The organism is Actinoplanes sp. KI2, assembly GCF_025630775.1.
Lineage (GTDB): Bacteria > Actinomycetota > Actinomycetes > Mycobacteriales > Micromonosporaceae > Actinoplanes.
This window is the reverse complement of sequence record NZ_JAOSZE010000081.1, coordinates 1-24,870: the sequence shown is the minus strand read 5'-3', so window position 1 is coordinate 24,870 and position 24,870 is coordinate 1. Positions and strand designations below refer to the sequence as shown.

Sequence of the window (24,870 nt, the reverse complement as noted above, 5' to 3'; positions counted from 1 at the left end):
AAGCGTACGACAAATGCGGTGTGGCGGGTCGTCTCAGCGATTCCAGGACGTGGGCGATGTGGTGCGAGGTGCTCCACGACATCCAGCTCGCCGAGCTGCCGCCGCCGCGCGCCGTCCGGGCCCGCCGGGCGATCTCCGCGTCACCCCAGGAGAAGCGTGCGCCGGCGGTCGGCCACTGCGGCGAGCGCACCAGCGTGCGGCACAGATCCTGGCAGCGGTCGTCGCTGCGCCCGCCGCGCCGCGCCCAGCGGTAGATCCACCAGTCCTTCTCGGCGGTGTACCGCAGGGTCGGCAACTGCCGATGCCGCTGCACGCCGAGCCGCCGCACCGGCGAGGTCACGCCGTAGTCCGAGTAGCCCACGCCGGGCTCGCCCAGCCTCGTCCACACCCGGGCGTCGAGCCGACCCACCGTGGCCGGCTGATCGGTGGGCAGATCGTCGAGATTGGCGGGCATCGCGCCCGAGGCGACGCTCACCGAGCGCCACGGCAGCCCGCGCGCCCACCGCAGCACCCGCCGGCACCGCTCCTCGACCGCGTCGGCGTGCGCCACGCAGGCGGTCTCGGCCAGGTCGATCAGCAGGTCGACCTCCTCGGCCTCCAGCCCCGAACCCTGCAACAGCCGCTCGGCGACCGCGTCGGCCTGGGCCGGGCTTCGGGCGTCGACATGCGGCTGCAGCCGCAACACCGCCCGGCGCAGGTGCATCCGCGCGGCCAGGCCGTGTGCGGTCAGGCGACGACTGTTTTCGTACGCCCGGAGCACCGGCAGCATCGCCACGCCCAGCTCCGCCAACGACTCCGCCAGGTCGAGCGCCGGCCGCATCAGCAGGCCGCGCGGCTCGGGCAGGCCGCTGAAGTCGATCGCGACCGCTCCCGCCCGCGGCGGAAACTGCCGGAGCAGCGGCAGGATGCCCTGCCCCGGTTCGACCTCGAGGATCGGCATGACCCTCGACTCGTCACCCGGCGCCAGGTGGCTCAGCGCCGCCAGCTCGCCTCGGCGGGGCCGCAGAATCGGTCGATAGACCTCATCCCGCACGGAGCCCGCCGTCGTGAAGACCGCCATTTACCCAAAGTAGCGATCCGTGTCGGATTCGCGACAGTCATCGATTGAGATGTGCAAGTATTGCCTGATTTGCCTCCCAGCCGTCGGGGAACTTGACCGGCACGTTGAGATGCACCGGCTCGGTCGACGGATGCGCGTCCAGCAGTTCGGCGATGCCGGCCCGGGCCACCACCACGCACGCGTGCCGGTGCCGGGAGGTCAGCACGCACAACCGCCCGGACTCCAGGTGGAACGCGGTCGCGTCGCGCCGGCCGGACAGCGGGTGCAGCACGATGGTCAGGTCGTACTCCCGGCCCTGCAACCGGTTGGCCGTGTCGACCGTGACGCCGGCCGCCTCCGGCGGGAGCGCCGCCCGGATCGCCGCCGCCTGGTCGCGGTGCGCGGCCCCGATCGCGATGCGGGCCGGCGTCAGCGGTTGCTCGCCGCTCTCGGACCAGGCGACCGCCGCCCGGCTCAGCGCGCGCCCGGCCAGCGCCGCGCAGGCGGCGGCCGCCTCGGCGTCGGTGCGGATCGTGAACCGGGGCGGCAACTCGTGCAGCCCCCAACCGGTCGCCGCCGCCTCGTCGAGCACCCGGTCGAGCGTCCGGTCGTGGGGGCCGGCCGCGGCCGGCGCCGCGAAGGTCAGCCGCCGATCGCCCGGCCCGGTGCCGGACCGGAACCCGGTGAACGGGTAGAACGCCTCGGCCACCACGGGCGCCGCCGAGTGTGGCAGCCGCCAGGACACCGGCAGGCGGTGCACCGGCAGATCGGGGTTGTGCCGCAGCAGCACCGCCACCGCGCTCTGCATCGGATCCCAGGACAGGCCGGTCCACCGGTCGACCTCGACGGTCGAGAACGGGTCGAGCTGGCCGGGGTCGCCGACGAACAACGCCCGCTCGAATCGCGGCGCGACCCGCAGCAGCGCATCCGACCGCATCTGATACGCCTCGTCGACGATCGCCCACGCCCAGGTGCCCTCGGTGACCGTCGCCCACTTCGCGGCCGTCCCGATCGTGACGGCCGGCGACCCGAGATCGGCCACCTTGGCGCCGACCCGGCAGGCGGGATGATCGCGAACGCGCGGGGACGCCTCGTAGTCGACGGCGGACAGCCGCCCGACCCGCATCTCGGGCGACCGCGCGCCCAGCCGCTCGATCAGATCGTCGACCTGCTCGTTGGTCTGCGCCACGATCATCAACGGCGACCCGGCGGCGGCCAGCTCGCCGGCCGCCCGCACCACCAGCGTCGATTTGCCGGCGCCCGGCGGCGAGTCGACCACGACACCGCGATGGTCGCCGCCACGCAGGTCACGCAGCACGGCGTCGACGACCCGGGCCGCCTCGGCGGCCGGACTGACCGGCGGACTCGCTTTCACCGGGGCACGGTAGCGCGGGCCCCCGACAATTCCCGGCTGCCGCGGCGCGGTCGGGTTGCCCGCGGGGACTACCGTATGTGTCGCATTCGTCACTCTGAATGGAGGGCGGCCATGTTCGACAGGCGAGACTTCGACGCGGCCGAGCTGATGATCGACGACTGGCAGGCCGGCATCGAGGAGCGGGCCGCGCGGGCCAGGGAGCTGTCGGCCCGGCTGTCCCGGCTGTCGGCGCGCGTGCGCAGCGACGACCGGCTGGTCACGGTCACCGTCGGCGCGTCGGGCGACCTGGTCGGCCTCGAGCTCGACGAGCGCATCCGGCAGCGGCCGGCGGCCGAGACGGCGGCCGCGATCCTGAGGACGCTGCGCGCGGCGCAGGCGAAGCTCACCGAGGCGGTCGCCGACGCCACGGCCGGCACGGTGGGCGCCGACTCGGTCACCGGGCGCGCGGTGATCGCGTCGTACGCCGGTCGGCTGGGTGGTGCGTGATGCTTGCGCGGGTGACGGTCCGACACCCCGATCTGACGACACATGCCGCGACCGTTGCGGCCATCGGCGACGAGGTGGCGACGGCCCAGCAGGCCGGGCAGGTGGTTCGAGCCGGCGGCGACGCGTACGGGAAATTGTGTGCGATGGTCCCCGCGATGCTCGCCGGCCTGCAGGATGCGTTGACCGACGGCATCGGCTCGGCCGCCGACGCCATGTACGACACTGCGGCCCGCCTGCGCGCCACCGCGGAGAGCTATGCGGCCGCCGACCAACGGACCGCCGAGGCGTTCGACACCATCCGGTCCGGCGGGTGATCGCCGCGGCGCCGGCCGCCGCCTCGCCGATCCCCGTGGGTGCGAGCTCTCACTATCTGGATGGCGAATGCCTGCGTGGGCGGTGACTGCGGGGACAAGGTTGGGGCGATGTGATGAAACCGGCCTAAGCGGCGAATCCCCGCCATAAGTGGTCCCTCGACGGCGCAATTGACGGATATCTGACAGCTGAGTGGTTCAGAGCCCGACGGCGGACCGGCCCGGGAGCCCGTCGCCGACCCGGCGCGATTTGTCCTAAGTAGACCTCCGGGGCCGGGCGATCGGCGTACGTAATCTTGGGGGTTGTCGGCTCATCGGGCCGGAGGCGCAGGTCGGGGCGGATGGCCGTCACTGTGAGTGGATGTTTGCATGGTGGTCACCGCGTTGAAATATGGCAGTGATTCACTGGTCGAGCGGGTTGAATATCGAGGCCGACATGCAACTTGCACGTGCGGTTCGCCGTGCAAGTTGCATGTTTCGCAGCGTCTCGACCTGCTGCTCCGTCGTCGTGGCCGGGTTTTGATCGTCGCGTGGGATTTCATTCATGAGCGTTTCTGCGATGTGGGAAGTGAACTCTTCCAGTCGATCACCGGAAGTGGAACTCTTCTAAGCCAGCAGTAACGCCCGCGACACGGACGGTGGTGGTAACGAATGCGCCCAGACGTTCTGGTCGGTCCGAGCGAGTGGGTGGTCGAACAGTTCGGCGACAAGGTCGCCGGCGAGCTGTGGACCCGGGTACCCGAGGCGTTGAGCACCGCTATCGACCGGGAGGTCAACGCCCACCCCGCTATGACGCAGACCCAGGAACGAGTGCTCGCGAATCCGCGATGGCCGCTTCCCTACGAGGAACTCGTGCTGTTCCTCGGTGCGCTTCCCGGGGCCGAGATCATCTGCGTCCCCAAGTCCGTCTATCAGCTTGTTGTGATCAACAGACACGTCCTGGTGCCGTGGTGCTACGGGCAATCCGCCCAGTTGTCCATGCGGGACGTCGAGGTCGGGCGCTCGTTCGGCCGGCTCGCCCGGGAGTTGCTGCGCCGCTTCGGGCCGCCCTGGCGGCGGTCGCAGGCGGAGTCGCCGCTCCCGCTGGACGCCGTCGACGAGCGTGAGGTCGCGAAGATCTGTGCAGCGATCGCGAAGATCGAGCCGAAACCCGAGGTCGTCATCGCCGGGTTCGCCGGGGCGCCGCACCTCGGACTGCTGCGGGCCTGCCTCGGTGAGATCAAGTCCACCGACAACGGCCACCTGCTCTGGAGCCACCTCGACGATCTGCCGCTTCCGCCGCCCGTGATCCCCCGGCCGCGCCGCATGCAGTTCCCCTGATTCCCACTTGCTCTTTCGCCGCACGTAGCTGCCCGCCTCCGTCAGGCCAGGCGCTGCGTGCGGTTTTTGTTTGCGAACACCCGGGCGCAGTCTTGAAGCTCGTATTTCGGGGGAAGGCAGGAGCCATGGAGCGAGGGAATCGCACGGCGCCGGGTCGCCGATGACCGCGTCCTATGTGGTGACCGGCGGCGGCCGCGGCGTCGGCCGGGCGATCGTCGAGCGACTGGCCGGAGACGGCGGCGCGGTCGCGATCGTCGAGCGGGATCGCGGGACGCTGGCCTGGATCGACGACCATCCGGCCGCCGGGCGGCTCGTGCCGATCGTCGGGGACGCCTCGGACGAGGAGGTCGCGGACCGGGCGGCCGCTGCGGCGGCGGCCGTCGCCCCGCTGCGCGGCTGGGTCAACAACGCCGCGATCTTCCGGGACGCCTGGCTGCACGAGACGCCGACCCGGGACGTGCTCGGGCTGATCGGTCACAATCTCGACCCGGTCGTGGCGGGCTGCGCGGCGGCGATCCGGCACTTTCTCGGCCGGGCGGGCGCGAGCGGCGGCGACCCCGTGCGGGGCGGCGATGCCGGGCGGGGCGGCGATGCCGGGCGGGGCGGCGATCCCCGGCAGGGCGGCGATGTTGGGTGGGGCGGCGATGCCGGGTGGGGCGGGCGGCAGGCCATGGCTTACGGCGAGCGCGGCGCCATCGTCAACGTCTCGTCCCATCAGGCGCAACGAGCGGTGCGGGGTGCCTTCGCGTACGCGACGGCCAAGGCGGCCATCGAGGGCTTGACCCGCGCGCTTGCGGTCGATTACGGGCCTTTCGACGTACGCGTGAATGCGGTTGCTCTTGGATCGATCGCCACCGAGCGATCGGATGCGCACCTGGCGGCGCTGGCCGACGACGAGCGGGACCGGTTCGACCGGGAGATCCGCCGGCTGCAACCGCTGGGTCGGCTGGGGCGGCCGGGCGAAGTGGCCGACGTGGTGGCGTTCCTCCTCTCCGCGCAGGCCGCCTTCGTGCACGGGGCGATCATCCCGATCGACGGCGGGCGATCGGCGCTGGGCCGCGACCCGGAAGAGGCGTGATCGGGCCGGTGATGGCGCGTCCGGGCCGAGCAACTGATACGCGATCTACCTGCCCGGCGCGCCGCGGTGACGTCCGCCCGGTGGGGTGGGAAGAGCCGCGAAATGGCACGTCGGGTGGCCTTGCGCCGGTAGTCGTAGGACTATAGTCGTGCGCATGGACGGGAAGCTGACGCGCCTCGCCGGCGCACACGAAATCCGGGAACTCCTCGGCGTCAGCCGTCAGCGGGTCTACCAGCTGGCGGCCCGCCCGGACTTCCCGGAGCCGGTTGCCATCCTGGCCCAGGGCAAGGTCTGGTCGATCGACGACATCGAGCAGTGGATCGCCGACTATCGGACGCCGCGCGCGGAAGCCGACCCGGTTCCCGATCTGATCGGTGCCGCCGCCTGGGCGTGACCCGGTCGGGGTCTGAGGCGTGACCCGGCCGGCGTCTGAGCCGTGACCCGGCCGGCGTCTGAGCCGTGACCCGGTCGGAGTCTGAGGCGTCACGCCGCCGGTTTGCTGACGAGCCTCGCCGACGGCGGCGCGCGACAGCGCGCCCTAGAATCGGGAGGATGTCCGAGCAGGTGGAATCGCCCACGACGATCCGGGATCGGGCCGTCGCGGTCGCCGACTATCTGCTTGCCGTTCGTGCGCAGATGGAGCGTCCGGCCCGCACGTTCCCCGCCGACGCGCATCGTCTCGACCGGCTGCCCGACCATCCGGCCTGCCAGATCGGCCCGGCCGCGGATGGCACGTCGTGGCTGCGGGTCGGCCTGCCCGACCTGCCACCGCCGGTCGCGGTGCCGGCCGCGCTGCGCCGCCGGCTACGCGGCGACATCTCGGCCGCCGCCGAGCCGGCCGCCGCCGAACTGGCCGCCGACGTCTCGGCCGCCAACAAGCGGGTCGCAGACGCCTCGGCCGCCGACAAGCGGGTCGCAGACGACGGCGAGCGGGCGGGCGCCGGTGAGCGGGCGGGCGACGGCGAGTGGGCGGGCGCCGGCGAGCGGGCGGACGACGGCGAGCGGGCGGACGACAGGGACCGGGAGGGCGGCGGGGACCGGGAGGGCGGCGGGGACCGGGAGGACGACTTCGAGACCTGGCGCGATCGGCTCTGGCGGCCCTGGGCGTACGCGACCGCCGAGGCCGAGAAGACCCGAGTGCTGCACCGCCACCTGTTCGACCTGATGCACCAGCTGGACATGACCGCCGCCACCACCGAGCTGGTCTGGGGGCACGGCATCCTGAACACCACGATCAACGGCGAGCGAGTCCGCTACCCGCTGGTCGCGACCCCGGTGCTGATCGAGTACGAACCGGACAGTTCCCTGGTCACGGTCTCGCCGGCCGGACCGTCCCGGCTGCAGACCGACGCGCTCACCGGCCTCGACGAGCGCTACCTCGCGCAGCTGCCGGCGCTGGCCGGCCCGGCCGGGACGCTCGAGGTCGACCTGTGGAACGACCTGGAGCGACGCGAGCTGTTCGAGCGGGCGCTGGCCCGGCTCGGCTACGACAAGGTCATCACCGATGGCACGACCGAGACCGTCCGGCCGCACATCGAGGACGTCGGCGTTCTCTTCGCCCGGCCCAAGCAGCGCCTGCTCCGCGGCTTCCTGGAGAGCCTGCGCGACCGCCTGCTGGCCGGCGACACCGCGAGCATCGGCGCGCTGGCCGCGATCGTGGCGCACGAGCCGTCCCGCCTGCGCATGCCCGACGACCAGCCGGAGGCCTGGCAACGGGTCGGCGAGCGGCTGCTCATGCCGCTGCCGACGAACGAGGCGCAGGAGTCGATCGCCCGCCGTCTCGCCCAGCATCGCAACGTCGCCGTGCAGGGCCCGCCCGGCACCGGCAAGACCCACACGATCCGCAACCTGATCTGCCATCTGATGGCGAACGGCAAGCGGGTGCTGGTGGTCGCGCAGAAGGAAGATCCGCTGCGGGTGCTGCGGGACGGCCTGCCCGAGGGCATCCGCTCGCTCTGCCTGGCCGTGCTCGGTCGCACCACCGATCAGCTGGTGCAGCTCCAGCTGGCGGCGCGCGAGCTGGCCGATCGCGCGGCCACCCTCGACCAGCAGGCCGAGGCTCGCCGGGTGCAGCGGCTCACCGGCCTGCTCGAGGAGGCCGAGCGCGAGCTGGCCACGGCGCTGGCCGGGCTGCGCGCGATCGCCGCGAACGAGGCGGCCACCTATCCCCTTGACGGCGTTGCGCAGACGCCCGTCGAGGTGGGTGCCTGGCTGCGGGAACGCGCCTCGACGCAGGGCGGCATCCCGGATCCGGTGTCGGCCGCGCCGCCGCTGACCGGCGACGAGTTCGGCGCGCTGCTGGAGCTGTCGCATCGGCTGGCGCCCGACGATCGGGCCGCGGCGCTGCGCCGGCTGCCGGAGACCGGCGATCTGCCGGACGCCGCCGAGGCGGCGCGGACCCGAGCCGAGCGTGACGTGCTCGCCGAGCGGGTGTCGCGCGCCGCGGCCCAAGGGCTTGACCTTGCTGCCGTACGCGCGGCCGACCTCGCCGCGGTGCGCAAGGACCTTCGCGACGCGTTGTCCTGGCTGCGTCGCCGCGAGGGCGCGTGGACCGATCGGCTGGGCCGGCTGCTCAACGATCCGCACTGGCGCTCGGTCTGGGGCGATCACGTCGCGGCGACCGAGGCGCTGCTGGCCGAGCTGGCCGCGCTGACCCGGGAGCTGGCCGGTCATCGGGTGACCGTGCCCGACGCGTACGCGAAGGAACCGAAACGCCTCCTCGCCCAGCTCACCGAGATCCATCAGCGGTTCGTCACCGGCCGCGGGCTGAGCCGGTTGCTGCAGGCCGGGCTGTTCAAGCTGGCCGACGAGGTGCGGGTGGACGGCGAGCCGCTGCGCACGGCCGAGGACGTGGACGTCGTCGTGGCCTGGGTGCGCCGGGCGCAGGCCCGCAACCGCCTCGGTGGGCACTGGTCGGAGTGGATCGACCGCCTGGCGATCGAAACCCCGGTGGGCGATCCGGAGATCTGGGCGGGCACGTTGCTGGCCGACGCGGGTCAGTCTCTCGATTGGGACGTACGCCATTGGCCCGCGCTCGCCGAGCGCCTGGCCGTGCTCGTACCGCAGCATGATCTTGATCTTGATTCGGCCGCGCTGGCCGAGGTCGAGGTGCTGATCGACGAGGCACCGGCGGTCGGCGCCTGGGACGAGCTGGTCGCCGAGGACCGCGCGGTCGCCGATCGGCTCGCGCCGTGGCCGCGCCTGGCTGAGGCCTGGTCCACCCTGGACGGCTGGGATGCCGCGGTGGCCGAGACCCGCCGGCTGCAGGCGCTGCGGTCCGACGCCGAGAGGTACGTCGAGCTGCGCAACCGCCTCGCCAGGGAAGCACCGGAATGGGCCGCGATGATCGAGGCCGGCCAGGTGCCCGCGGTCTCCGGCCAGGCGTGCCTGGATGCCTGGGCCTGGCGCAGCGCGCAGACCTGGTTCGACGAGGTGATCGGCAGCGTCGACCCGGCGATCCTGGCCAAGCGGGTGGAGAACGCCCGCGAGAAGATCCGGCGGCGCACCGCCGACCTGGTGGTGGCGAGTGCGTGGCTCGAGGTGGCGCGCAGCCTCGACGACCGGCGCAAGGCCGCGCTCGCCGACTGGACCACCGCGCTCCGGAAGATCGGCAAGGGCACCGGCCGGACCGCGGCGGCCTGGCAGGCGCACGCGCAGCGGCACATGGAGTCGGCGGTCGAGGCGGTGCCGGTCTGGGTCATGTCGGTGGACCGGGCGGTCGAGCAGTTCGCCGGCGGCGCGCACTTCGACGTGGTGATCGTGGACGAGGCGTCCCAGGCGGATCTCTTCGCGCTGCCGGTGTTGTCGCTGGCCGAGCGGGCCGTGGTGGTCGGCGACGATCAGCAGATCGGGCCGCAGCTGGGGTTCGTGGGTTCGGTGGCCGGGCTGATCCACAGTCATCTCGGGGACGTCCCGTCGGCCGAGCACTTCGACCCGGAGTCGTCGCTCTACGACCACGCGGTGCGCCGGTCGCCGGAGCGGATCCTGCTGCGCGAGCACTTCCGCTGCGTGCCGCAGATCATCGAGTTCTCCTCGCGGCACTACTACGACGGCAAGATCATGCCGCTGCGCGCGGACCGGCCGTCGCTAGCGCCGATCCGCACGGTCTTTCTCCCGGACGGCGTGCGGCAGCCGCTTTCCGGGTTCGGCGACGTGAACACGGCCGAGGCGTCCGCCCTGGTGGACCAGGTCGCCGCGATCGTGCGGAACCCGGAGTACGACGGCAAGACGCTGGGCGTGATCTCGTTGCTGAGCACTAGCGGGCAAGCCGGCTACCTGTTGCAGCTGCTGCGCGCCGAGATCGGCGAGGACGAGATCCAGGCGCGGCGGCTGCGGGTGGGCGACGCGTACACGTTCCAGGGCGACGAGCGGGACGTCGTGCTGGTGTCGATGGTCGTGTCGGACAACGATCCGCGGGTCGCGGCCTTCACCAAGCGCGAGTACCACCGGCGGATCAACGTGGCCGCGTCACGGGCTCGCGACCAACTGTGGATCTTCCATTCGGTACGGGCCGGATCGCTGCTCGCCGACGATGCGCGGGCGCTGCTCCTGGCGTACGCGAACAACGCCTTTGATCTTGAAGGGCAAGCGACGGACCTGACGCTCTGCGAGAGCGACTTCGAGCGGGACGTGTTCAAGCGGCTGACGGCACGCGGGTATCGGCCGATTCCGCAGTTCCGAATCGGGGCGTACCGGATCGATTTCGTGCTGAACGCGCCGGACGGCCGGCGGCTCGCGATCGAGTGCGACGGCGACGCCTACCACGGGCCGGAGCAGTGGGAGAGCGACATGCGCCGGCAGGCCGTGCTCGAGCGGGTCGGCAACTGCGCGTTCGTGCGGATCCGGGGGAGCATCTTCGCGCGGGAACCCGAGGTCGCGATGTGGCCGGTGTGGCAGCGCATCGAGGAGTTGGAGGTCAGGCCGATGCCGCGGCGGACGGTGCTGGAGATCGGGCAGTGGCAGGGGTCGGGGTCGGCCAACGCCCGCCGGCTCGGGGCCGGCGCCGCGGAGCTGGCGACCCTGGTTCCCGGCGACAAGCGGGTCCGGGTGCCCATCTCGGACAAATCACCGTCTGTTGCGACTCTTGCCGAAAACCTTGCCATGGTGCGGGCCGCTCTTGCCGATCGCCCGGAGGTGATCGTCGGCGGGGACTGCGGGGTGGAGGTGGCGCCGATCGAGTCGGCGCTGGCTTCGCACGGGGACGGGCTGGTCGTGGTCTGGTTCGACGCGCACGGCGATCTGAATACGCCCTCGTCCTCGCCGTCCGGAGCGTTCCACGGGATGGTGCTGCGGGCACTCCTCGGTTCCGGTTTTCCAGAAATTTCACCATTGCGTCTGCTGCGCCCGGAGCAGGTGGTGCTCGCCGGGGTACGGGCGCTCGACCCGGCCGAGAAGGAGTACGTCGAGGAGGCCGGGATCGCGCACGTCGAGCCCGCCGCGCTCGGCACGCTGACCTCGATCGTCGCCGCGCTCGACGCCCAGGCCCTCTATCTGCACATCGACCTGGACGTGCTCGACCCCGCGCTGTTCGCGGCGGTCGGCGCGCCCGAGCCGGAGGGCATCACCCCCGACCAGCTGATCGCCGCGGTCCGGGAGCTGACCGCGCGGTTCCCGATCGCGGGCGTGGGGATCACCGAGTACGAGCCGGACCGCCCCGAGGATCGAGCGGTCCTGGCCCGACTGGTGCCGGCCCTGTTCAGCGATGAATCGAGCCGGTGAGCTTCTTGTCGTCCTCGTCGACGGCGACGCAGGTGACGCTGCGGTCCTCGGGCCAGTCGTACTGGTTCGGGATGCCGTAGTAGTAGTCCAGCCGGCCGGGGTTCTTCGCGTACTTCGTGAGCCGGGCGGCACAGCCCGCAGACGCCTGGTTCTTCACCGTTTCCTTGCCCGGCCACTTACCGTTCTTCAGGTCGTAGATCGCGAAGATCTCGCCGTCGTGCGGGGTCTTGCAGGACACGATCGTGCGGGCGCCCGTGACGTCGTTCATGCACTGGCCAGGCTTGAACTCGTCGGTGGTCGTGGACTCCTCGGTCGGCGTCGGGGTCGGCTCGGCGGTGGGCGTCGACGACGCCACCACGGTGGGCACCACGGTGTCGGCCGGCGTGCGACTGGCCGACCTCGAGTCGTCCAGGGTGATGGCGAGGACCACCACGCTGGCGGTCACCACGACCCATACGCCGGCGAGGGAGATGCCGGCGATCGCGAGGCCGCGACCCCGCTGCCCGCGCGTCTTGATCTGGTTCAGCGCGACGAAGCCGAAGACGACGGCGAGCACCAGCGAAATCGTGATGCAGCCGAGAATGCCGCAGACCAGCGACGCGATGGCGAAGCCGTTGACGGTCGGGTCGACCGGCGGATAGCCCGGGTAGCCGTACTGCTGCGGCGGGTAGGCCTGCTGGGCGTAGGGGTCCCCCTGCGGCGGCGGGTACGCCTGCTGGGCGTAGGGGTCCCCCTGCGGCGGCGGGTACGCCTGCTGCGCGAAGGAATCGACCTGCGGCGGGAGGTACGCCTGCTGCGCGAAGGAATCGACCTGCGGCGGGGGGTACGCCTGCTGCGCGAAGGGGTCGGCCTGCGGCGCCGGGTGGTCGGCCGGCGGCTGCGGGTGGGACGGCAGCGGGGCCGCCGGATTGCCGGTCGGGTCGGGCGGCGGAACCGAACCGGGGGTCGGCGGGTGTTGATCGGTCACGCCGGGACGTTACACATCAGCAGGTGTTTTAGCCGCCCCGGACGATTTCAACTTGGCAACGTCGACCATTAGTTTGATCACTGTGCGGATCCGCCGGGTCGAGCAGGGCCTTTCGGAGCAGGAACTCGCCGACGCCGCCGCGCTGCTGCGCGGGCTGGTGGCCGGCGGAGCGGCGCTGGGCTGGGTCGACCCGCCCGGCCCGGACGAGGTGCGGCGCCTGCTGACCGCGGTGGCCGTCGACGAGGACGCGGTGCTGGTCGTGGCCGGCGAGGACGGCCGGCTGGCCGGGCTCGGCTACTGGCGGCGCTACGACCGGCCCACTCACCGCCCGCACGCCGACGTCGAGAAGGTCGCCGTCGACCCCGCCCACCAGGGCCGGGGCCTCGGCCGGCAGATCATGACCGAGCTGATCGCCGCGGCCCGGGACGCCGGCATCGAGGTGCTGACCCTCGACCAGCGCGCCGACAACACCCGGGCCGCGGCACTCTATGAGTCGCTCGGCTTCCGGCAGTACGGCCGGCTGGAGCGCTTCGTCGCGGTCGGCGACCAGCGCTGGGACAAGCTCTTCTACGCCCTGCGGCTGGCCGGCTAGCTCTCCTTCGCGCCCTGCGGCCGGCCGGACAGCTCGATCCTTGCCTTGATGCGGCAGTGGTGGGCCAGCAGGGTGACCAGGGCCGGGCCGTCGATCAGCTCGAGCGGCCGGCCGGCCAGCGCGTCGTACGCCTCCGGCTCGATCCCGCCCAGCGACACCAGGATGCCCTTGGTCGCGCCGGCCGCGGTCATCGCGCCGGCCAGGGCGTGCACCGCGGCCGCGCCCACCGGTGCGCCGCGCACCGCGTGGATCACCACCGGGCCGCCGAAGACCGGGCGTGGGTCGGTGGCCAGCCAGCGGGAGCCGGCCGCGGTGCGGTCACCCGGGCCGATGTCCAAGCCCATCACGCCGAACAGGTCGGTCAGCTGCCGCTCCCAGGCCGCGTCGGCGAGGGTGACCAGGTTGGGCCGCTCGTCGATCTCGGCGAGCACGTTGAACTCCTCGGTGAAGTCCCGATCGGCGTCCCGCTCGAAGTCGATCTTCGGGGTGACCGGGGCGAGCTGGTCCGGCTCGAGCGAGAGCGCGCCCTGCAGGTGCTTGAGGCAGGCGACCGGCTCGACCCGGCGCAGCTTGATCGCGGCGAACGTCTCCCGGTCGGTCCGCACCGAGACCAGGCAGGGGCGCACGAACCGGCCGGTCCGCCGATCGACGGTGTCCACGATGCCGTTGAACGACACCTGCCGGACCAGCCCACCGCGGTCCGCCTCGATGACCTCGTGAATGGTCCGCAGCGTGACCTGGGCGATGATCTGCAGGTACCGGCGGCGGATCTCGCCCTCGTCCCGGGGCACCGCGGTCAGGTCGTCCCGGACCCGGTCGTACCGATGCTCCTTCACCACCGGGATCACCTCGATCGGTGGCAGGTGGTACTCGATCAGCAGGTGTTTCTGCTTCGGCAGGTACGCCAGGCGAAAGTGCTGCGGGAAGTCGTCGGGGTAGACCGAGTTGCCGAGCACCATGGCGAAGTATTCGACCACCGACGCCGGGTCCGCGCCGGCCACCGCGGCGGCGAACCGGTCGACCTCGGCGTTGTAGGCCGTCATCTTCGCCTCGTACTTGCGCCGGTTCTCCTCGTACGACCGCTTGCGCGCCAGCAGTCGCCGTTCGCGCCGCTCCTCGGCCGCCACCCACTGGGCGTGCGCCTGCTCGTAGACCCGCCGGGCGCTCGCCGTCTGCTGCTGGTGCAGCGGCGCGCCGAGCAGCTTGCCCATCCCGCGCGGCTGGGGTGGCAGGTAGCTGTCCCAGTGCGGCTCGGGCAGCGGGCGGCCGAGCGGCCCCGGATCGAACGGCGGCACGGTCAGCGGCTTTTTGAACCGGCCGAGGTCGATGTGGTCGTCCACGTCCAGGGTGGAGAGCAGCAGCGTGTCCAACTCGCTCAACCGCGCCCGCACCTCGGCGTTGGCGGCGGCCGCGTCGGCGGTGCGCGCCTCGGCGTACAGTCGCCGCCGTTCCCGCTGCCGCTCCACGTCGGATGCCGCCTGCTGCGCCGCGGCGATCGCCAGATCGGCGTTGCGCCGGATCAGGTCGCGCTGCCGGGCGGCGGCGGTGTTGGCTCGCTGGCCGTCGGCCACCTGCGTGGCGTGCGCCCGCTGCATGTCCCGGATGATGCCCATGCCTCGTCCTCGCTCCGCGTCGGTCCAATCGCCACCATATCCGGCGAATCTGGATCTAGTTACGCGGCGCGTACCCGGCGGAGCTGTCCGTGCATGGTCGGCCCGGACCGGGGGTAGGAATCGCAGATGGTTCCACAGTCGGTACGTGCAGTAACTGTCCGTCATGGTCATAGCCGTGATCTAGGACCAGAATTACGCAGCGCAGTGGTCACCCGATCGGTTGAATCCCTACTCTGATCGAGCTAGTAGCTGCTGCCAGCGGCGTTGTCGGCGGAATGGACAAAACATTGACGCAACCGGGATCTGTTACTTCTAGCCCGTGACGGGTGGTAATAGGTCGGGGTTGGGCGCACGGGCGAGGGGGAGGTGGACGCCGCATGGCCGCACCGAAGGAGCGGCGGTCGCTTCCGGCTGCCCTCCCGGAGCCGCGCGTCGCGGCTGAGGATCGACTGGGCAACGCTTGGTTCTCCTACACCGCATCGGGTGACCAGATCGTGTGGTCGGCCCCCTTGCGGGCGATGCTCGGGCACCCGCCCGCCGCCCAGAACGAGGTGAGCCGCAAGGTTCTCGCCCGGTACGTGCACCGCGACGATCACGTGAAGGCGCTCGGCGCGATCACCAAGGCCTGGACGGGCGGCGCCCCGGTGCGGACCACCGTGCGCCTTATGCGGTCGGACGGCGGCTGGTTCGACGTGGACTGCCGGATCGAGCCCGTGACGAACCCGGACGGCACGGTCCGCGGCGTCCGCGGCACGGTCACCGACGTCTCGGCCCGGGAGAGCGCCCGCCGCGAGATGGCCCGGCTGGCTCGCCGCAGCGAGACCGTGCAGGACTCGCTGGTCGACCCGGACCCGGCGACCGGCCTGCTCAACCGGGCCCGGTTCGCCGATGAGATCGATCGGGCACAGCGGCGCGGCGGCGGCGCCATCGTGGTCATCCGGGTGCAGCCGGCCCGGCCCGAGGACGCCGCGATCCGCCCGGAGCTGCAGGCGGACCTGCTGCACCGGGCCGCCCGGGTGCTCGAGGGCGTGGTGCAGGAGGGCGCACTGCTCGGCCGGGTCGGCCCCAGCGAGATCGGCCTGCTGTTGGCCGAGACCTCCTGGCCGATGGCCCGCCGCGAGGCCCAGCTGCTGGTCGAGGCGCTGCGCTCGCAGACCTTCGTGCTGCCCGACACCTGGCTGCGGGTCAGCGCGTGGGGCGGGCTGGTGCGGTTCACCCCGGATGCCGAGGCCGGCAGCCACGAGGTGCTGATCGACGCCGAGCACGCCTGGCGCCAGTCCCGGGACGCGGACAAGACGATCACCCCGGTGGCGCACCCGGTGCCGGCCCGTGACCGGCAGGGCTCGTACCGGACCCGGGTCGCCGACGCGCTCGGCACCGACCGGTTCACCCTGTACGCCCAGCCGATCCTCGACCTGCAGAGCAACGCGGTAACCCGGCACGAGCTGCTGCTGCGGGTGCTCGACGAGGCGAACGGGCCGCAGTCGCCGATCCAGGTGCTGGACACCGCCGAGCGGCTCGACGCGGTCTACGACATCGACCTGTGGGTGGTCGAGCGGGCCATGCAACTGGCCGCCGAGCAGCCCGGGCAGTGCCTGCAGATCAACCTGTCCGGTCGCTCGGTCGGCGACCCGCGGCTCACCGACGAGGTCGAGCGGCTCCTGGCGAAGTACGGGGTGCACCCCGGCCAGCTCACCTTCGAGATCACCGAGACCGCGCTGATCGGCAACCTGAGCGAGGCCCGCCGGTTCGCCGACCGGGTCCGTGACCTCGGCTGCGAGCTGGCCCTGGACGACTTCGGCTCGGGCTACGCGTCGTTCCGCTACCTGCGGATCTTCCCGATCGACCTGGTCAAGATCGACGGGGAGTACGTGGTCGACCTCGTCGACAATCCGCAGGACCAGGTCCTGGTGCGGGCCCTGGTGCAGGTCTGCCAGGCGTACGGGATCCGCACGGTCGCCGAGTTCGTGCAGGACGAGCCCACCCTGCGGCTGCTGCGCGAGCTGGGCGTCGACTACGTCCAGGGCTATCTGATCGGCCGCCCGGCCCCGCTGCTTCCGGGACGGTTGCCCAGCACCTGAGCTGGGTAACCGTCCCCGCATGGAGCACTTCACGATCGCCACCGTCGCGGAGCGGAACCCCGATTTTCGCCGGGTCCTCTGGACCGGCAAGCACACCCAGCTCGTGATCATGACGATCCCGCCGGGCGGCGAGATCGGCGAGGAGGTCCACGAGGTGGACCAGATCCTCACCTTCGTCAGCGGCGTCGGCAAGGCCACCGTCTCCGGCCAGTCCCGCAACGTCGCGCAGGGCGACCTGGTCGCGGTGCCGGCCGGGCACAAGCACAACTTCGTCAACACCGGCCCGAACCCGCTGGTCCTCTACACCGTCTACGGGCCGCCGGAGCACGCGGACGGCGCCGTGCACCGGACGAAGGAGGAGGCGGACCGGCTGGAGGAGGAAGGCAAGGACGAGCCGCCGCAGAGCTGAGAAAACACGTCGCCGGAACCGGCCGAGGCCCCCCAGCCAGCCGGTTCCGGCGCCGCGCGGGGCGTTACCCCCGGCGGAACCCTACTCGGGGCGGCCCGGCCCATCGATCGGCGTGCCCGTTTGGTCGCCGTCCCGTTGCCCCAATGAGATACTTCGGACGGTGAACCACTAACCTTCCATCATGGACGACCCCCGGTGGTTGACCGACGAACAGCAGCAGGCCTGGCGCCGTTTCGTCGAAGTGCTCGTGCGGGTGCCCGCGGCGCTCGAGGCGCAGCTCCAGCGGGATTCGGGCCTCACACATATGGGTTACATCGTGTTGTTCACCCTCTCGGAGCGCCCGGACCGGCGGCTGTCGATGAGCCGGCTCGCCAAGCTGGTCTCCGCCTCGCTCTCCCGGCTGTCGCACGTGGTCGCCCGGCTCGAGGCGCAGGGCTGGGTGCGGCGCGAACGTGACGCCGAGGACGGCCGGGTGCAGATCGCGGAGCTCACCGAGGCCGGGTACGCCAAGGTCGTCAAGACCGCCCCCGGCCACGCCGAGGCCGTTCAGCAACTCGTGTTCGACCGGCTCAGCCCGGCCCAGGTGCGCCAGCTGGTCAAACTCGCCGACGCGCTCCTGGAAGCACCCGTCGAAGTGCGGCCGCCCGACCAATAGGCTGGCTCCGTGATCCCACTCACGGAGGGACGTGCGCGGATGAGTCAGCGAGTGCGGGGCGTCATCGCCCGAGGCAAGGGCGCGCCGGTCGAAGTGACGACGATCGTCGTCCCGGACCCCGGGCCGGGCGAGGCGGTCGTCAAGATCCAGGCGTGCGGGGTGTGCCACACCGACCTGCACTACCGCGAGGGCGGCATCAACGACGACTTCCCGTTCCTGCTCGGCCACGAGGCGGCGGGCGTGGTCGAGGCGGTCGGCGACGGGGTCACCGACGTGGCGCCGGGCGACTTCGTGGTGCTCAACTGGCGGGCGGTCTGCGGGAACTGCCGGGCCTGCCTGCGCGGGAAGCCGTGGTACTGCTTCGCCACGCACAACGCGACGCAGAAGATGACCCTCGAGGACGGCACCGAGCTGTCCCCGGCGCTGGGCATCGGGGCCTTCGTCGAGAAGACGCTGGTGGCGGCCGGGCAGTGCACCAAGGTCGACCCGTCGGCTCGGGCCGCCGCGGTGGGGCTGCTCGGCTGCGGCGTGATGGCGGGCATCGGCGCGGCGATCAACACCGGCGGGGTGACCCGGGGCGACTCGGTCGCGGTGATCGGCTGCGGCGGGGTGGGCGACGGCGCGATCGCGGGCGCCGCCCTGGCCGGGGCGACCACGATCATCGCGGTCGACACGGACGAGCAGAAGCTCGACTGGGCGCGCGGCTTCGGCGCCACCCACACGGTAAATGCCCGGAACGAAGACGTCGTCGCGAAAATCCAGGACTTGACCGGCGGCTTCGGCGCCGACGTCGTCATCGAGGCGGTCGGCCGGCCCGAGACGTACAAGCAGGGCTTCTATGCCCGCGATCTCGCCGGAACCCTGGTGCTGGTCGGCGTGCCAACACCCGAGATGACGATCGAGCTCCCGCTGCTCGACGTGTTCGGCCGCGGCGGCGCCCTCAAGTCCAGCTGGTACGGCGACTGCCTGCCGACCCGCGACTTCCCCATGCTGGTCGGCCTCTACCGGCAGGGCCGCCTCGACCTGGACGCGTTCGTCTCCGAGGAGATCGCCCTGGACCAGGTGGAGGAGGCCTTCACCAAGATGCACACCGGCGGCGTACTGAGATCGGTCGTGTTGTTCTAAACCTTTTCCCGTACGGGACGGACAAGTCCCCGATGCGGCGCCTCGCGCGGCGGGTGGTCACCCTCCGCGCGCGGCCGCCGGGTTGTCCTGCATGGCCCGGCCGGCCCTGCCACGAGCCCGGGGACTCAGCTGACTCGTACGGTCAACGGAGCGGAAGCGAAACGCCCAGAGCGAGTCAGGCCGCTCTTGCATAGGCCGGCACGGAGCGGTCGGCCAGCAGGTCGAGGGAGAGGGCCGCGGTCCAGCTGAACGTCGGTGCGCCGAGGCCCTCGCCGGTGATCGGGTGGAAGTACTCGAAGTGCCCGTTGCGGTGCACCAGCCGCACCATCGCCGTGCGCAGGTCCTCGGCCTCGTCGTGGAAGCCATGCATCAGCAGGCCGCGGCGCAGCAGCCAGTTCACGTTGATCCAGAGCGGGCCGCGCCAGTAGCGCCGGGTGTCGAAGGCCGGCGCCGTGCGGTCGTAGCTCGGCGCGGGCAGGTCCGAGATGCCGAACCGGTCCGACCGGGCCTCGGCCATGACCGCCTCGACCTGCTCGGCGGCGAGGTCGGGCAGCATCAGGGGCACCAGGCCGCTCACGCAACGCTCCGGGCTGAGCCGGCCGGTGCGCACGTCGAGCGCGTGGAAGGTGCGTGTCTGCGGGTTCCACAGCCGCTGCACGATCGCCGCGGTGATCGCCCGTGCCCGCTCCCGATGGGTGCGCGCCTCGGCGGCCAGGCCCAGCTCGCCGGCGATCTGGGCGAGCGCGAGCTCGGCCGTGGCCAGGATCGAGTTGAACGACGGGCACTCCACCACGAAAGCGTGCCGGCCGAGCAGCCCGTCGTCCGAGTAGCCCTCGGCGCGGTAGGTGAGCACCAGGCCCACGTACCGGCTGTAGTCGACGTCGGTGGGGCGGTGCGCGGCGTCCGAGACCTCCAGGTCGCGCCGCCGGTACGTGGTGAGCAGGCCCAGGTCGGCGGGCACGTTCGCCATCGCCTCGTCCCAGGCCGGGCTGTTGTCCAGGCCCGACTCCCACGGGTGCACGATGGCGGCCAGCCCGCCGCCGCCGAGGTTCCGCTCACCGGTCAGGTACCGCTGCTGGGCGACCAGGCGCGGGTAGAGCCACTCCAGCTCGGTGCGGGCCTGCCGGCCACAGTCCGCGCCGTGCGCCGCCGCGTGCCGGTAGACCTCCCAGGCCGCGATCGCGTGCATCGGCGGCTGCACGATGCCGGTGCTGCCGCGGGCCGGGCGGTCGCCGTACGCCGGCACGTCCCAGAACCCCGGCCCGGGAAAGTAGTCGGCCTCCGCGGTCGCCGGGTCGAAGACGATGTGCGGCACGCGGCCGTCCGGCCACTGCGCCTCGAACAGGCTCCGCAGGTCACGCCAGGCGCGGGTCGGGTTCACGTAGGCCAGGCCGATGGCGATGAAGGCGGCGTCCCAGCTCCACTGGTGGGGATACAGCCGGCGCGAGGGGACCATGTGATCGCCGGCCCAGTTGGTCTCGAGGACACGCACCGCGGAGTTCCACAGTTCGGCCGAGATCTCGGTCTTCGGGGCGGTGTTCGGGATCAGGTCGTGGTGCATTTGGTCAGAGGCCCTTCCGCTGCGTCGTCCGCTGAAGAGAACCGGTGCGTGGCGGTTCGGGCACGGACCACAGGTGCGCCACTCCCCGAGATCACCCATCGGCTGGAGTGAACCGGGCCTGAACTTTAGGTGGCCGCTCAGCGGACCGGAATTGCCCGCCAGAGGTGGCTGCGACGACCCGGAAGGTAGGGCGAGTCCAGCCGTTTGGCCACCACCTCGATCAGGCCCTGAGCGCGCGCGGTCTCGATCGCGAACGCGCCGCCGCCGGGGAAATAGGGCGGCGTCTGCCAGTGCTCGCCGGTGATGGCCAGCCCGTCCAGCAGCTCCCGGCGCTGGGCGTAGCCGATCCGCTCGGTGGTCGCGTGCCCTTCCAGCCAGAGCAGGTCGTACGCGAGGTACTGCACGGGGGTGCGCTCGGCCGCGCGCCGGGCGTCCTTCGGCGCGATTCGCCGCTCCAGCAGCGTGGCGTCCGGCCGGGCGCCGTCGAACGCGACGAGCTCGCCGTCCAGTACGGCCTCGATCGGCGCGAGCGCCGGCCCGAGGGCCCGGATCTCCGGGAACCATGCGGTGAGATCTTCGCCGCCGGCTCCTTTCAGCCGTACGCGGCCGCCGTCGACGTAGGCGACGGCACGCAGTCCGGACCAACCCATCTCGTACGCCCAATGGTCGTCGTCCTTGGGTTGTCTGCCCTTCTCGGCAAGCATCGGCGGCACGTCCTCGGGCATCGGCTCCCAGCCCGGCTCGGGTGGATCCATCCGGCGCACCATCCAGTCGGCGCCCCCGGTCCGGAAGAAGATGTAGCGGCCCTCGGCGCGCTCGCCGTGGAAGACGACCTCGATCTCGTCGTCGCGCCACTTCCGGGTCTCGTACGTGCCCGAGTCGAAGATTCGCATCTGGCCGCCGCCGTACTCGCCGGCCGGGATCTCGCCGTGGAACTCCAGGTACTCCAGCGGGTGGTCCTCGGTGTGCTTGGCCAGGTGGTTCTTGGTGCGGTCCCGGGGCAGGCCGCGCGGCACGGCGAAGCTGACCAGCACGCCGTCGCGTTCCAGCCGGACGTCCCAGTGCAGGGCACGGGCGTGATGCTGCTGGATCACGAAGCGGTTCTGCCCGGTCTCCGGCGGATGGCTCGCCGGGACCGGCTCGGGGGTCTTCGCGCTGTCCCGCTTCCGCCGATATTCGCCCAGCCGGTCGGTCATCTGCCCATTCTTGTCGTACCCCCGTGCAAGGGTCTTCACATGTATTCGGAAAGGGCGTCGTCGCTACCGCACGTGGTGGCCTGGTGGAGCGTGACCGGGCCGGGGGAGCGGGAGAAACGCATCCTGCCGGACGGCTGTCTCGACATCATCTGGCAGGACGGCCGCGTCTTCGTCGCGGGTCCGGATACGACCGCCCAGCTCGGTCGCCCGGTGCCGGGCAGCCGCATGTTCGCGTTGCGCTTCGGGTCCGGCACCGGCCCGGGGGTGCTCGGCCTGCCGGCGTCCGAGTTGGTCGATCGGCAGGTGCCGCTCGACGCCCTCTGGCCGGCCGCGCAGGTGCGGCCGCTGGCCGAGGCGTCCGATCCGCTGGCGGCGCTGACCGCCGCGGCGGCCCGCCGTTGGTCCGACCCCGACCCGGTGGCGTTGGCCCTGGCCGCGGCGGCCCGAGCCGGAAGGCCGGTCACCGGGATCGCCGATCGATGCGGCCTGAGCCCGCGGCAGTTGCAGCGCCGCAGCAATGCCGCCTACGGCTACGGGCCAAAGGTGTTGGAGCGGATATTCCGGATGCAACGGGCGGTCGGGTTGGCCCGGCGGGGCTCGCCGTTCGCGACGGTCTCGGCAGCGGCGGGCTATGCCGACCAGGCCCACCTCGCCCGGGAGGTGCGAGCCTTGGCCGGCGTCCCGCTCGGCGTGCTGATCAGCTCTTGAGCCAGGTGAAAAGCTCGATCTGGTAGCCGTCCGGGTCGCGGACGATGGCGTACCGCTGACCCCAGAACGCGTCCCACGGGTCCTTGACGTTCGGGTGCCCGGCGGCCACCAACTCGGCGTGCAGACTGTCCACCTCGGCCGGGTCGGCGCAGAGAAAGGCCAGGCTGGGCCCGTCCTTGACGGCGCCGCCGGGTCGGTGGCCGGGGTCGAACGAAGCGATCGACGCATGTGTGTCGAACATCAACCGGATGCCGCCGGGCAGTTCCGCCTCGGCATGCGGCTCGTCCTCCGCACCGGCCGGAAACTCCAGCCCGAGGCGGCGATAGAAGGAGAGTGAGGTTGCCATGTCGGCCACCGCGAGGCCGATTCCGTTCACCATCGGTGCCATGTGCGTGACGCTACGGCGGAGCGGCGCCGCTGTCTTGAACAAATCGGACGGGAGGATGATCGAGGGTTCCCCCTCTCCGTGGCTAGGGGTAGTCTTCTGGCTCCGACGCGTGTCCGAGCACCGGGAGGCAGTGCCGCGATGACCTTGCGCATCCTCGTGGTGGGCGCCGGAATCGCCGGCCTCTCCACCGCCCGGGCGCTGCGGCTCGCGGGTTACCGGCCCGACGTGGTCGAGGAGCTTCCGGCCACGATGATGCCCGGCGCCGGCATCTACCTTCCGGGCAACGCCTCTCGCGCGCTGCGCCATCTCGGGCTGGACGCGCCTCTGCGACCGCTCGGCGACCTCATCTTCCGCCAGGTCTTCATGGATGCCCGCGGCCGCAGCCTGTTCGAGATGGACGTGGCCGGCCTGTGGGCCGGTGTCGGCGAGTCTCGCGCGCTGTCCCGTGGCGACCTGCAGCAGGTGCTGCTCACCGGCGTCGGCGGCGAGGTGCGGTACGACACCGCCGTCCGCGACCTGGAGATCTTCGACGCCACCGCCAAGGTCGAGTTCGGCGACGGCAGCGTCGCCGAGTACGACCTGGTCATCGGCGCGGACGGCCGGCGGTCCACGATCCGGGCCAAGGCCGGGCTCGGCGGGGCGGCCGTGCCAACCGGGCAGATCGTCTACCGGTCGGTGGTCCGGGGCGGCCCGCCGCTGAGCGAGTCGACGGCGCTGCTCGGCCGGCGGTCCTCCTTCGTGGCCATGCCGATGGGCGGGCGGCGGCTCTACTGCTACGCCGACGAGACCGCGCCGGATGCTCCGAACCCGGCCGACCCGCAGGCTCACCTGCGCAATGTCTTCGGGTCGTTCGGCGGCCCGGTGCCGGCGATCCTCCAGGCGATCGAGGACGTGTCCGTGGCGCGTACCGACGAGGTGGTGCTGGAGAGCTGGTCGCGCGGGCCGGTGCTGCTGGTCGGTGACGCGGCGCACGCCACCGCACCGACCCTGGCGCAGGGTGCGGCGATGTCGTTCGAGGACGCGGTGGTGCTGGGCGAGGAGTTGAAAAGGTCCGAAGGGGACATTCCGGTCGCGTTGCGGGCGTACGAGGCGCGCCGCCGGCCTCGCTGCGGCGCGGTCCGCGACCGGACCAGGGAGCGCGACCGCACCCGCGATGTGCCGCCGGCGCTGCGCGATCCGATGCTGCGACGGCGTGGCCTGCGGATTTTCGCGGAGCACTACCGTCCACTAGTGCCACCCGCCTGAGAAGTCGATCAGGTCACAGGCAACCCCCCGCCGACTTCACGTGAGTGGGGGACTATCCTGCGTGCGAGGTACGCCTTTCCCTATTGGGGCGTACTGAGCGGGATAAACGAGACAACGGAGGCTATTCGTGACGACCGTTGCGCCTAAGCCGATCGTGACCCGGCCGTACCCGGTCCGGCGGCAGGTCAAGGGTTCGGCGCTAGCCCGGATCCTGCGCACGACGGACGCGAAGCAGATCGGGATCATGTACATGATCACCTCCTTCGTGTTCTTCCTGCTGGGTGGCCTGATGGCGCTGCTCATGCGGGCCGAGCTGGCCCGCCCGGGCATGCAGTTCCTCTCCCCGGAGCAGTACAACCAGCTGTTCACGATGCACGGCACGATCATGCTGCTGTTCTTCGCGACGCCGATCGTGTTCGCCTTCGCCAACTTCGTGGTGCCGATCCAGATCGGCGCTCCGGACGTGTCGTTCCCGCGACTCAACGCCTTCGCGTACTGGCTCTACCTGTTCGGCGGCACGATCGCCGTCGGCGGCTTCCTCACCCCGGGCGGCGCGGCCGACTTCGGCTGGTTCGCGTACACGCCGCTGAGCGACTCGCTGCACTCGCCCGGCATCGGCGGGAACATGTGGGTGGTCGGCCTCGCGCTCTCCGGTCTGGGCACCATTCTCGGTGGTGTCAACATGATCACCACGATCCTGACCCTGCGCGCGCCCGGCATGACCATGTTCCGGATGCCGATCATGACGTGGAACATCCTGGTCACCAGCCTGCTCGTGGTGATGGTCTTCCCGTTCCTGGCGGCCGCGCTGTTCGCCCTCGCCGCCGACCGCATCCTGGGCGCCCACGTCTTCGACGTGAATACCGGCGGCCCGATGCTGTGGCAGCACCTGTTCTGGTTCTTCGGCCACCCCGAGGTGTACATCGTGGCGTTGCCGTTCTTCGGCATCATCACCGAGGTCATCCCGGTCTTCAGCCGCAAGCCGGTGTTCGGCTACAAGGGC

22 protein-coding genes are annotated in these 24,870 nt (G+C 71.6%); 15 read left to right on the top strand and 7 right to left on the bottom strand.

Features of this window, described 5'->3' with window-relative positions:
• Both ODJ79_RS45140 and ODJ79_RS45135 read right to left on the bottom strand, forming a co-directional pair.
• Positions 1-1,060 (bottom strand): beta family protein (locus ODJ79_RS45140; RefSeq protein ID WP_263029918.1); only part of this gene is annotated, 1,060 nt, incomplete at its 3' end.
• Positions 1,061-1,097: 37 nt separating this feature from the next.
• Complete coding sequence (locus ODJ79_RS45135; protein ID WP_263029917.1) at positions 1,098-2,414, bottom strand: AAA family ATPase; 1,317 nt, start codon at positions 2,412-2,414, stop codon at positions 1,098-1,100.
• A 111-nt stretch (positions 2,415-2,525) separates the two neighbouring features.
• Here ODJ79_RS45135 and ODJ79_RS45130 point away from each other — a divergent pair, with 111 nt between their 5' ends.
• The 7 genes from ODJ79_RS45130 (at position 2,526) to ODJ79_RS45100 (ending at position 11,327) form a co-directional block, all read left to right on the top strand.
• Positions 2,526-2,900, top strand: a complete 375-nt coding sequence (locus tag ODJ79_RS45130) for a YbaB/EbfC family nucleoid-associated protein (protein WP_263029916.1) — start codon at positions 2,526-2,528, stop codon at positions 2,898-2,900.
• An 11-nt stretch (positions 2,901-2,911) separates the two neighbouring features.
• A complete protein-coding gene (locus ODJ79_RS45125) occupies positions 2,912-3,214 on the top strand; it encodes a type VII secretion target (RefSeq protein WP_263029915.1) in 303 nt (100 codons plus the stop codon).
• A 366-nt stretch (positions 3,215-3,580) separates the two neighbouring features.
• On the top strand, positions 3,581-3,832 hold the full coding sequence (locus ODJ79_RS45120) for a hypothetical protein (protein WP_263029914.1): 252 nt from the start codon (positions 3,581-3,583) through the stop codon (positions 3,830-3,832).
• A 30-nt stretch (positions 3,833-3,862) separates the two neighbouring features.
• Complete coding sequence (locus ODJ79_RS45115; protein ID WP_263029913.1) at positions 3,863-4,531, top strand: hypothetical protein; 669 nt, start codon at positions 3,863-3,865, stop codon at positions 4,529-4,531.
• Between the two features lie 160 nt (positions 4,532-4,691).
• Positions 4,692-5,609: an SDR family NAD(P)-dependent oxidoreductase gene (locus ODJ79_RS45110; protein ID WP_263029912.1), complete on the top strand. Its 918-nt coding sequence runs from the start codon at positions 4,692-4,694 to the stop codon at positions 5,607-5,609.
• Positions 5,610-5,763: 154 nt separating this feature from the next.
• A complete protein-coding gene (locus ODJ79_RS45105) occupies positions 5,764-6,003 on the top strand; it encodes a helix-turn-helix transcriptional regulator (RefSeq protein ID WP_263029911.1) in 240 nt (79 codons plus the stop codon).
• Between the two features lie 158 nt (positions 6,004-6,161).
• Positions 6,162-11,327: an arginase family protein gene (locus ODJ79_RS45100; protein ID WP_263029910.1), complete on the top strand. Its 5,166-nt coding sequence runs from the start codon at positions 6,162-6,164 to the stop codon at positions 11,325-11,327.
• Here the strand turns inward: ODJ79_RS45100 and ODJ79_RS45095 are convergent.
• Complete coding sequence (locus ODJ79_RS45095) at positions 11,305-12,294, bottom strand: DUF4190 domain-containing protein (RefSeq protein ID WP_263029909.1); 990 nt, start codon at positions 12,292-12,294, stop codon at positions 11,305-11,307. The two genes, ODJ79_RS45100 and ODJ79_RS45095, sit on opposite strands and share 23 nt — an antisense overlap.
• A gap of 82 nt (positions 12,295-12,376) precedes the next feature.
• On the opposite strand from ODJ79_RS45095, the gene ODJ79_RS45090 reads away from it, so the two are divergent.
• Positions 12,377-12,886, top strand: coding sequence for a GNAT family N-acetyltransferase (locus ODJ79_RS45090; RefSeq protein WP_263029908.1), 510 nt, complete (start codon positions 12,377-12,379; stop codon positions 12,884-12,886).
• Here the strand turns inward: ODJ79_RS45090 and ODJ79_RS45085 are convergent.
• The gene (locus ODJ79_RS45085) at positions 12,883-14,499 is read right to left on the bottom strand and encodes a restriction endonuclease (protein WP_263029907.1); all 1,617 of its coding nucleotides are present in this window, start codon (positions 14,497-14,499) and stop codon (positions 12,883-12,885) included. The two genes, ODJ79_RS45090 and ODJ79_RS45085, sit on opposite strands and share 4 nt — an antisense overlap.
• Before the next feature lie 377 nt (positions 14,500-14,876).
• Between ODJ79_RS45085 and ODJ79_RS45080 the strand changes: the two genes are divergently transcribed.
• The 4 genes from ODJ79_RS45080 to ODJ79_RS45065 all read left to right on the top strand — a co-directional run bounded on the left by ODJ79_RS45080 (position 14,877) and on the right by ODJ79_RS45065 (position 18,769).
• Positions 14,877-16,580: an EAL domain-containing protein gene (locus tag ODJ79_RS45080; RefSeq protein WP_263029906.1), complete on the top strand. Its 1,704-nt coding sequence runs from the start codon at positions 14,877-14,879 to the stop codon at positions 16,578-16,580.
• Between the two features lie 19 nt (positions 16,581-16,599).
• Positions 16,600-16,989 carry a cupin domain-containing protein gene (locus ODJ79_RS45075; RefSeq protein WP_263029905.1) on the top strand — a complete coding sequence of 130 codons (390 nt, stop codon included), beginning with the start codon at positions 16,600-16,602 and terminating at the stop codon, positions 16,987-16,989.
• A 181-nt stretch (positions 16,990-17,170) separates the two neighbouring features.
• Complete coding sequence (locus tag ODJ79_RS45070) at positions 17,171-17,644, top strand: MarR family winged helix-turn-helix transcriptional regulator (protein ID WP_263029904.1); 474 nt, start codon at positions 17,171-17,173, stop codon at positions 17,642-17,644.
• Between the two features lie 39 nt (positions 17,645-17,683).
• Positions 17,684-18,769 carry an S-(hydroxymethyl)mycothiol dehydrogenase gene (locus tag ODJ79_RS45065; RefSeq protein ID WP_263029903.1) on the top strand — a complete coding sequence of 362 codons (1,086 nt, stop codon included), beginning with the start codon at positions 17,684-17,686 and terminating at the stop codon, positions 18,767-18,769.
• A 175-nt stretch (positions 18,770-18,944) separates the two neighbouring features.
• Here the strand turns inward: ODJ79_RS45065 and ODJ79_RS45060 are convergent, their stop codons facing one another.
• Together ODJ79_RS45060 and ODJ79_RS45055 are read right to left on the bottom strand one after the other, a co-directional pair.
• Complete coding sequence (locus tag ODJ79_RS45060; protein WP_263029902.1) at positions 18,945-20,330, bottom strand: MGH1-like glycoside hydrolase domain-containing protein; 1,386 nt, start codon at positions 20,328-20,330, stop codon at positions 18,945-18,947.
• A 137-nt stretch (positions 20,331-20,467) separates the two neighbouring features.
• Complete coding sequence (locus ODJ79_RS45055; RefSeq protein WP_263029901.1) at positions 20,468-21,526, bottom strand: DNA polymerase ligase N-terminal domain-containing protein; 1,059 nt, start codon at positions 21,524-21,526, stop codon at positions 20,468-20,470.
• A 39-nt stretch (positions 21,527-21,565) separates the two neighbouring features.
• Here ODJ79_RS45055 and ODJ79_RS45050 point away from each other — a divergent pair, with 39 nt between their 5' ends.
• Entirely contained in the window at positions 21,566-22,234 is a 669-nt protein-coding gene (locus tag ODJ79_RS45050) for a helix-turn-helix domain-containing protein (RefSeq protein ID WP_263029900.1), read from the top strand.
• Here ODJ79_RS45050 and ODJ79_RS45045 read toward each other — a convergent pair.
• Positions 22,224-22,622 (bottom strand): VOC family protein, encoded by a 399-nt coding sequence (locus tag ODJ79_RS45045; RefSeq protein ID WP_263029899.1) that lies wholly within the window; start codon positions 22,620-22,622, stop codon positions 22,224-22,226. The genes ODJ79_RS45050 and ODJ79_RS45045 overlap by 11 nt on opposite strands.
• Positions 22,623-22,760: 138 nt before the next feature.
• Between ODJ79_RS45045 and ODJ79_RS45040 the strand changes: the two genes are divergently transcribed.
• Complete coding sequence (locus tag ODJ79_RS45040; RefSeq protein WP_263029898.1) at positions 22,761-23,867, top strand: FAD-dependent monooxygenase; 1,107 nt, start codon at positions 22,761-22,763, stop codon at positions 23,865-23,867.
• A gap of 127 nt (positions 23,868-23,994) precedes the next feature.
• Positions 23,995-24,870 (top strand): cbb3-type cytochrome c oxidase subunit I (locus tag ODJ79_RS45035; protein WP_263029897.1); only part of this gene is annotated, 876 nt, incomplete at its 3' end.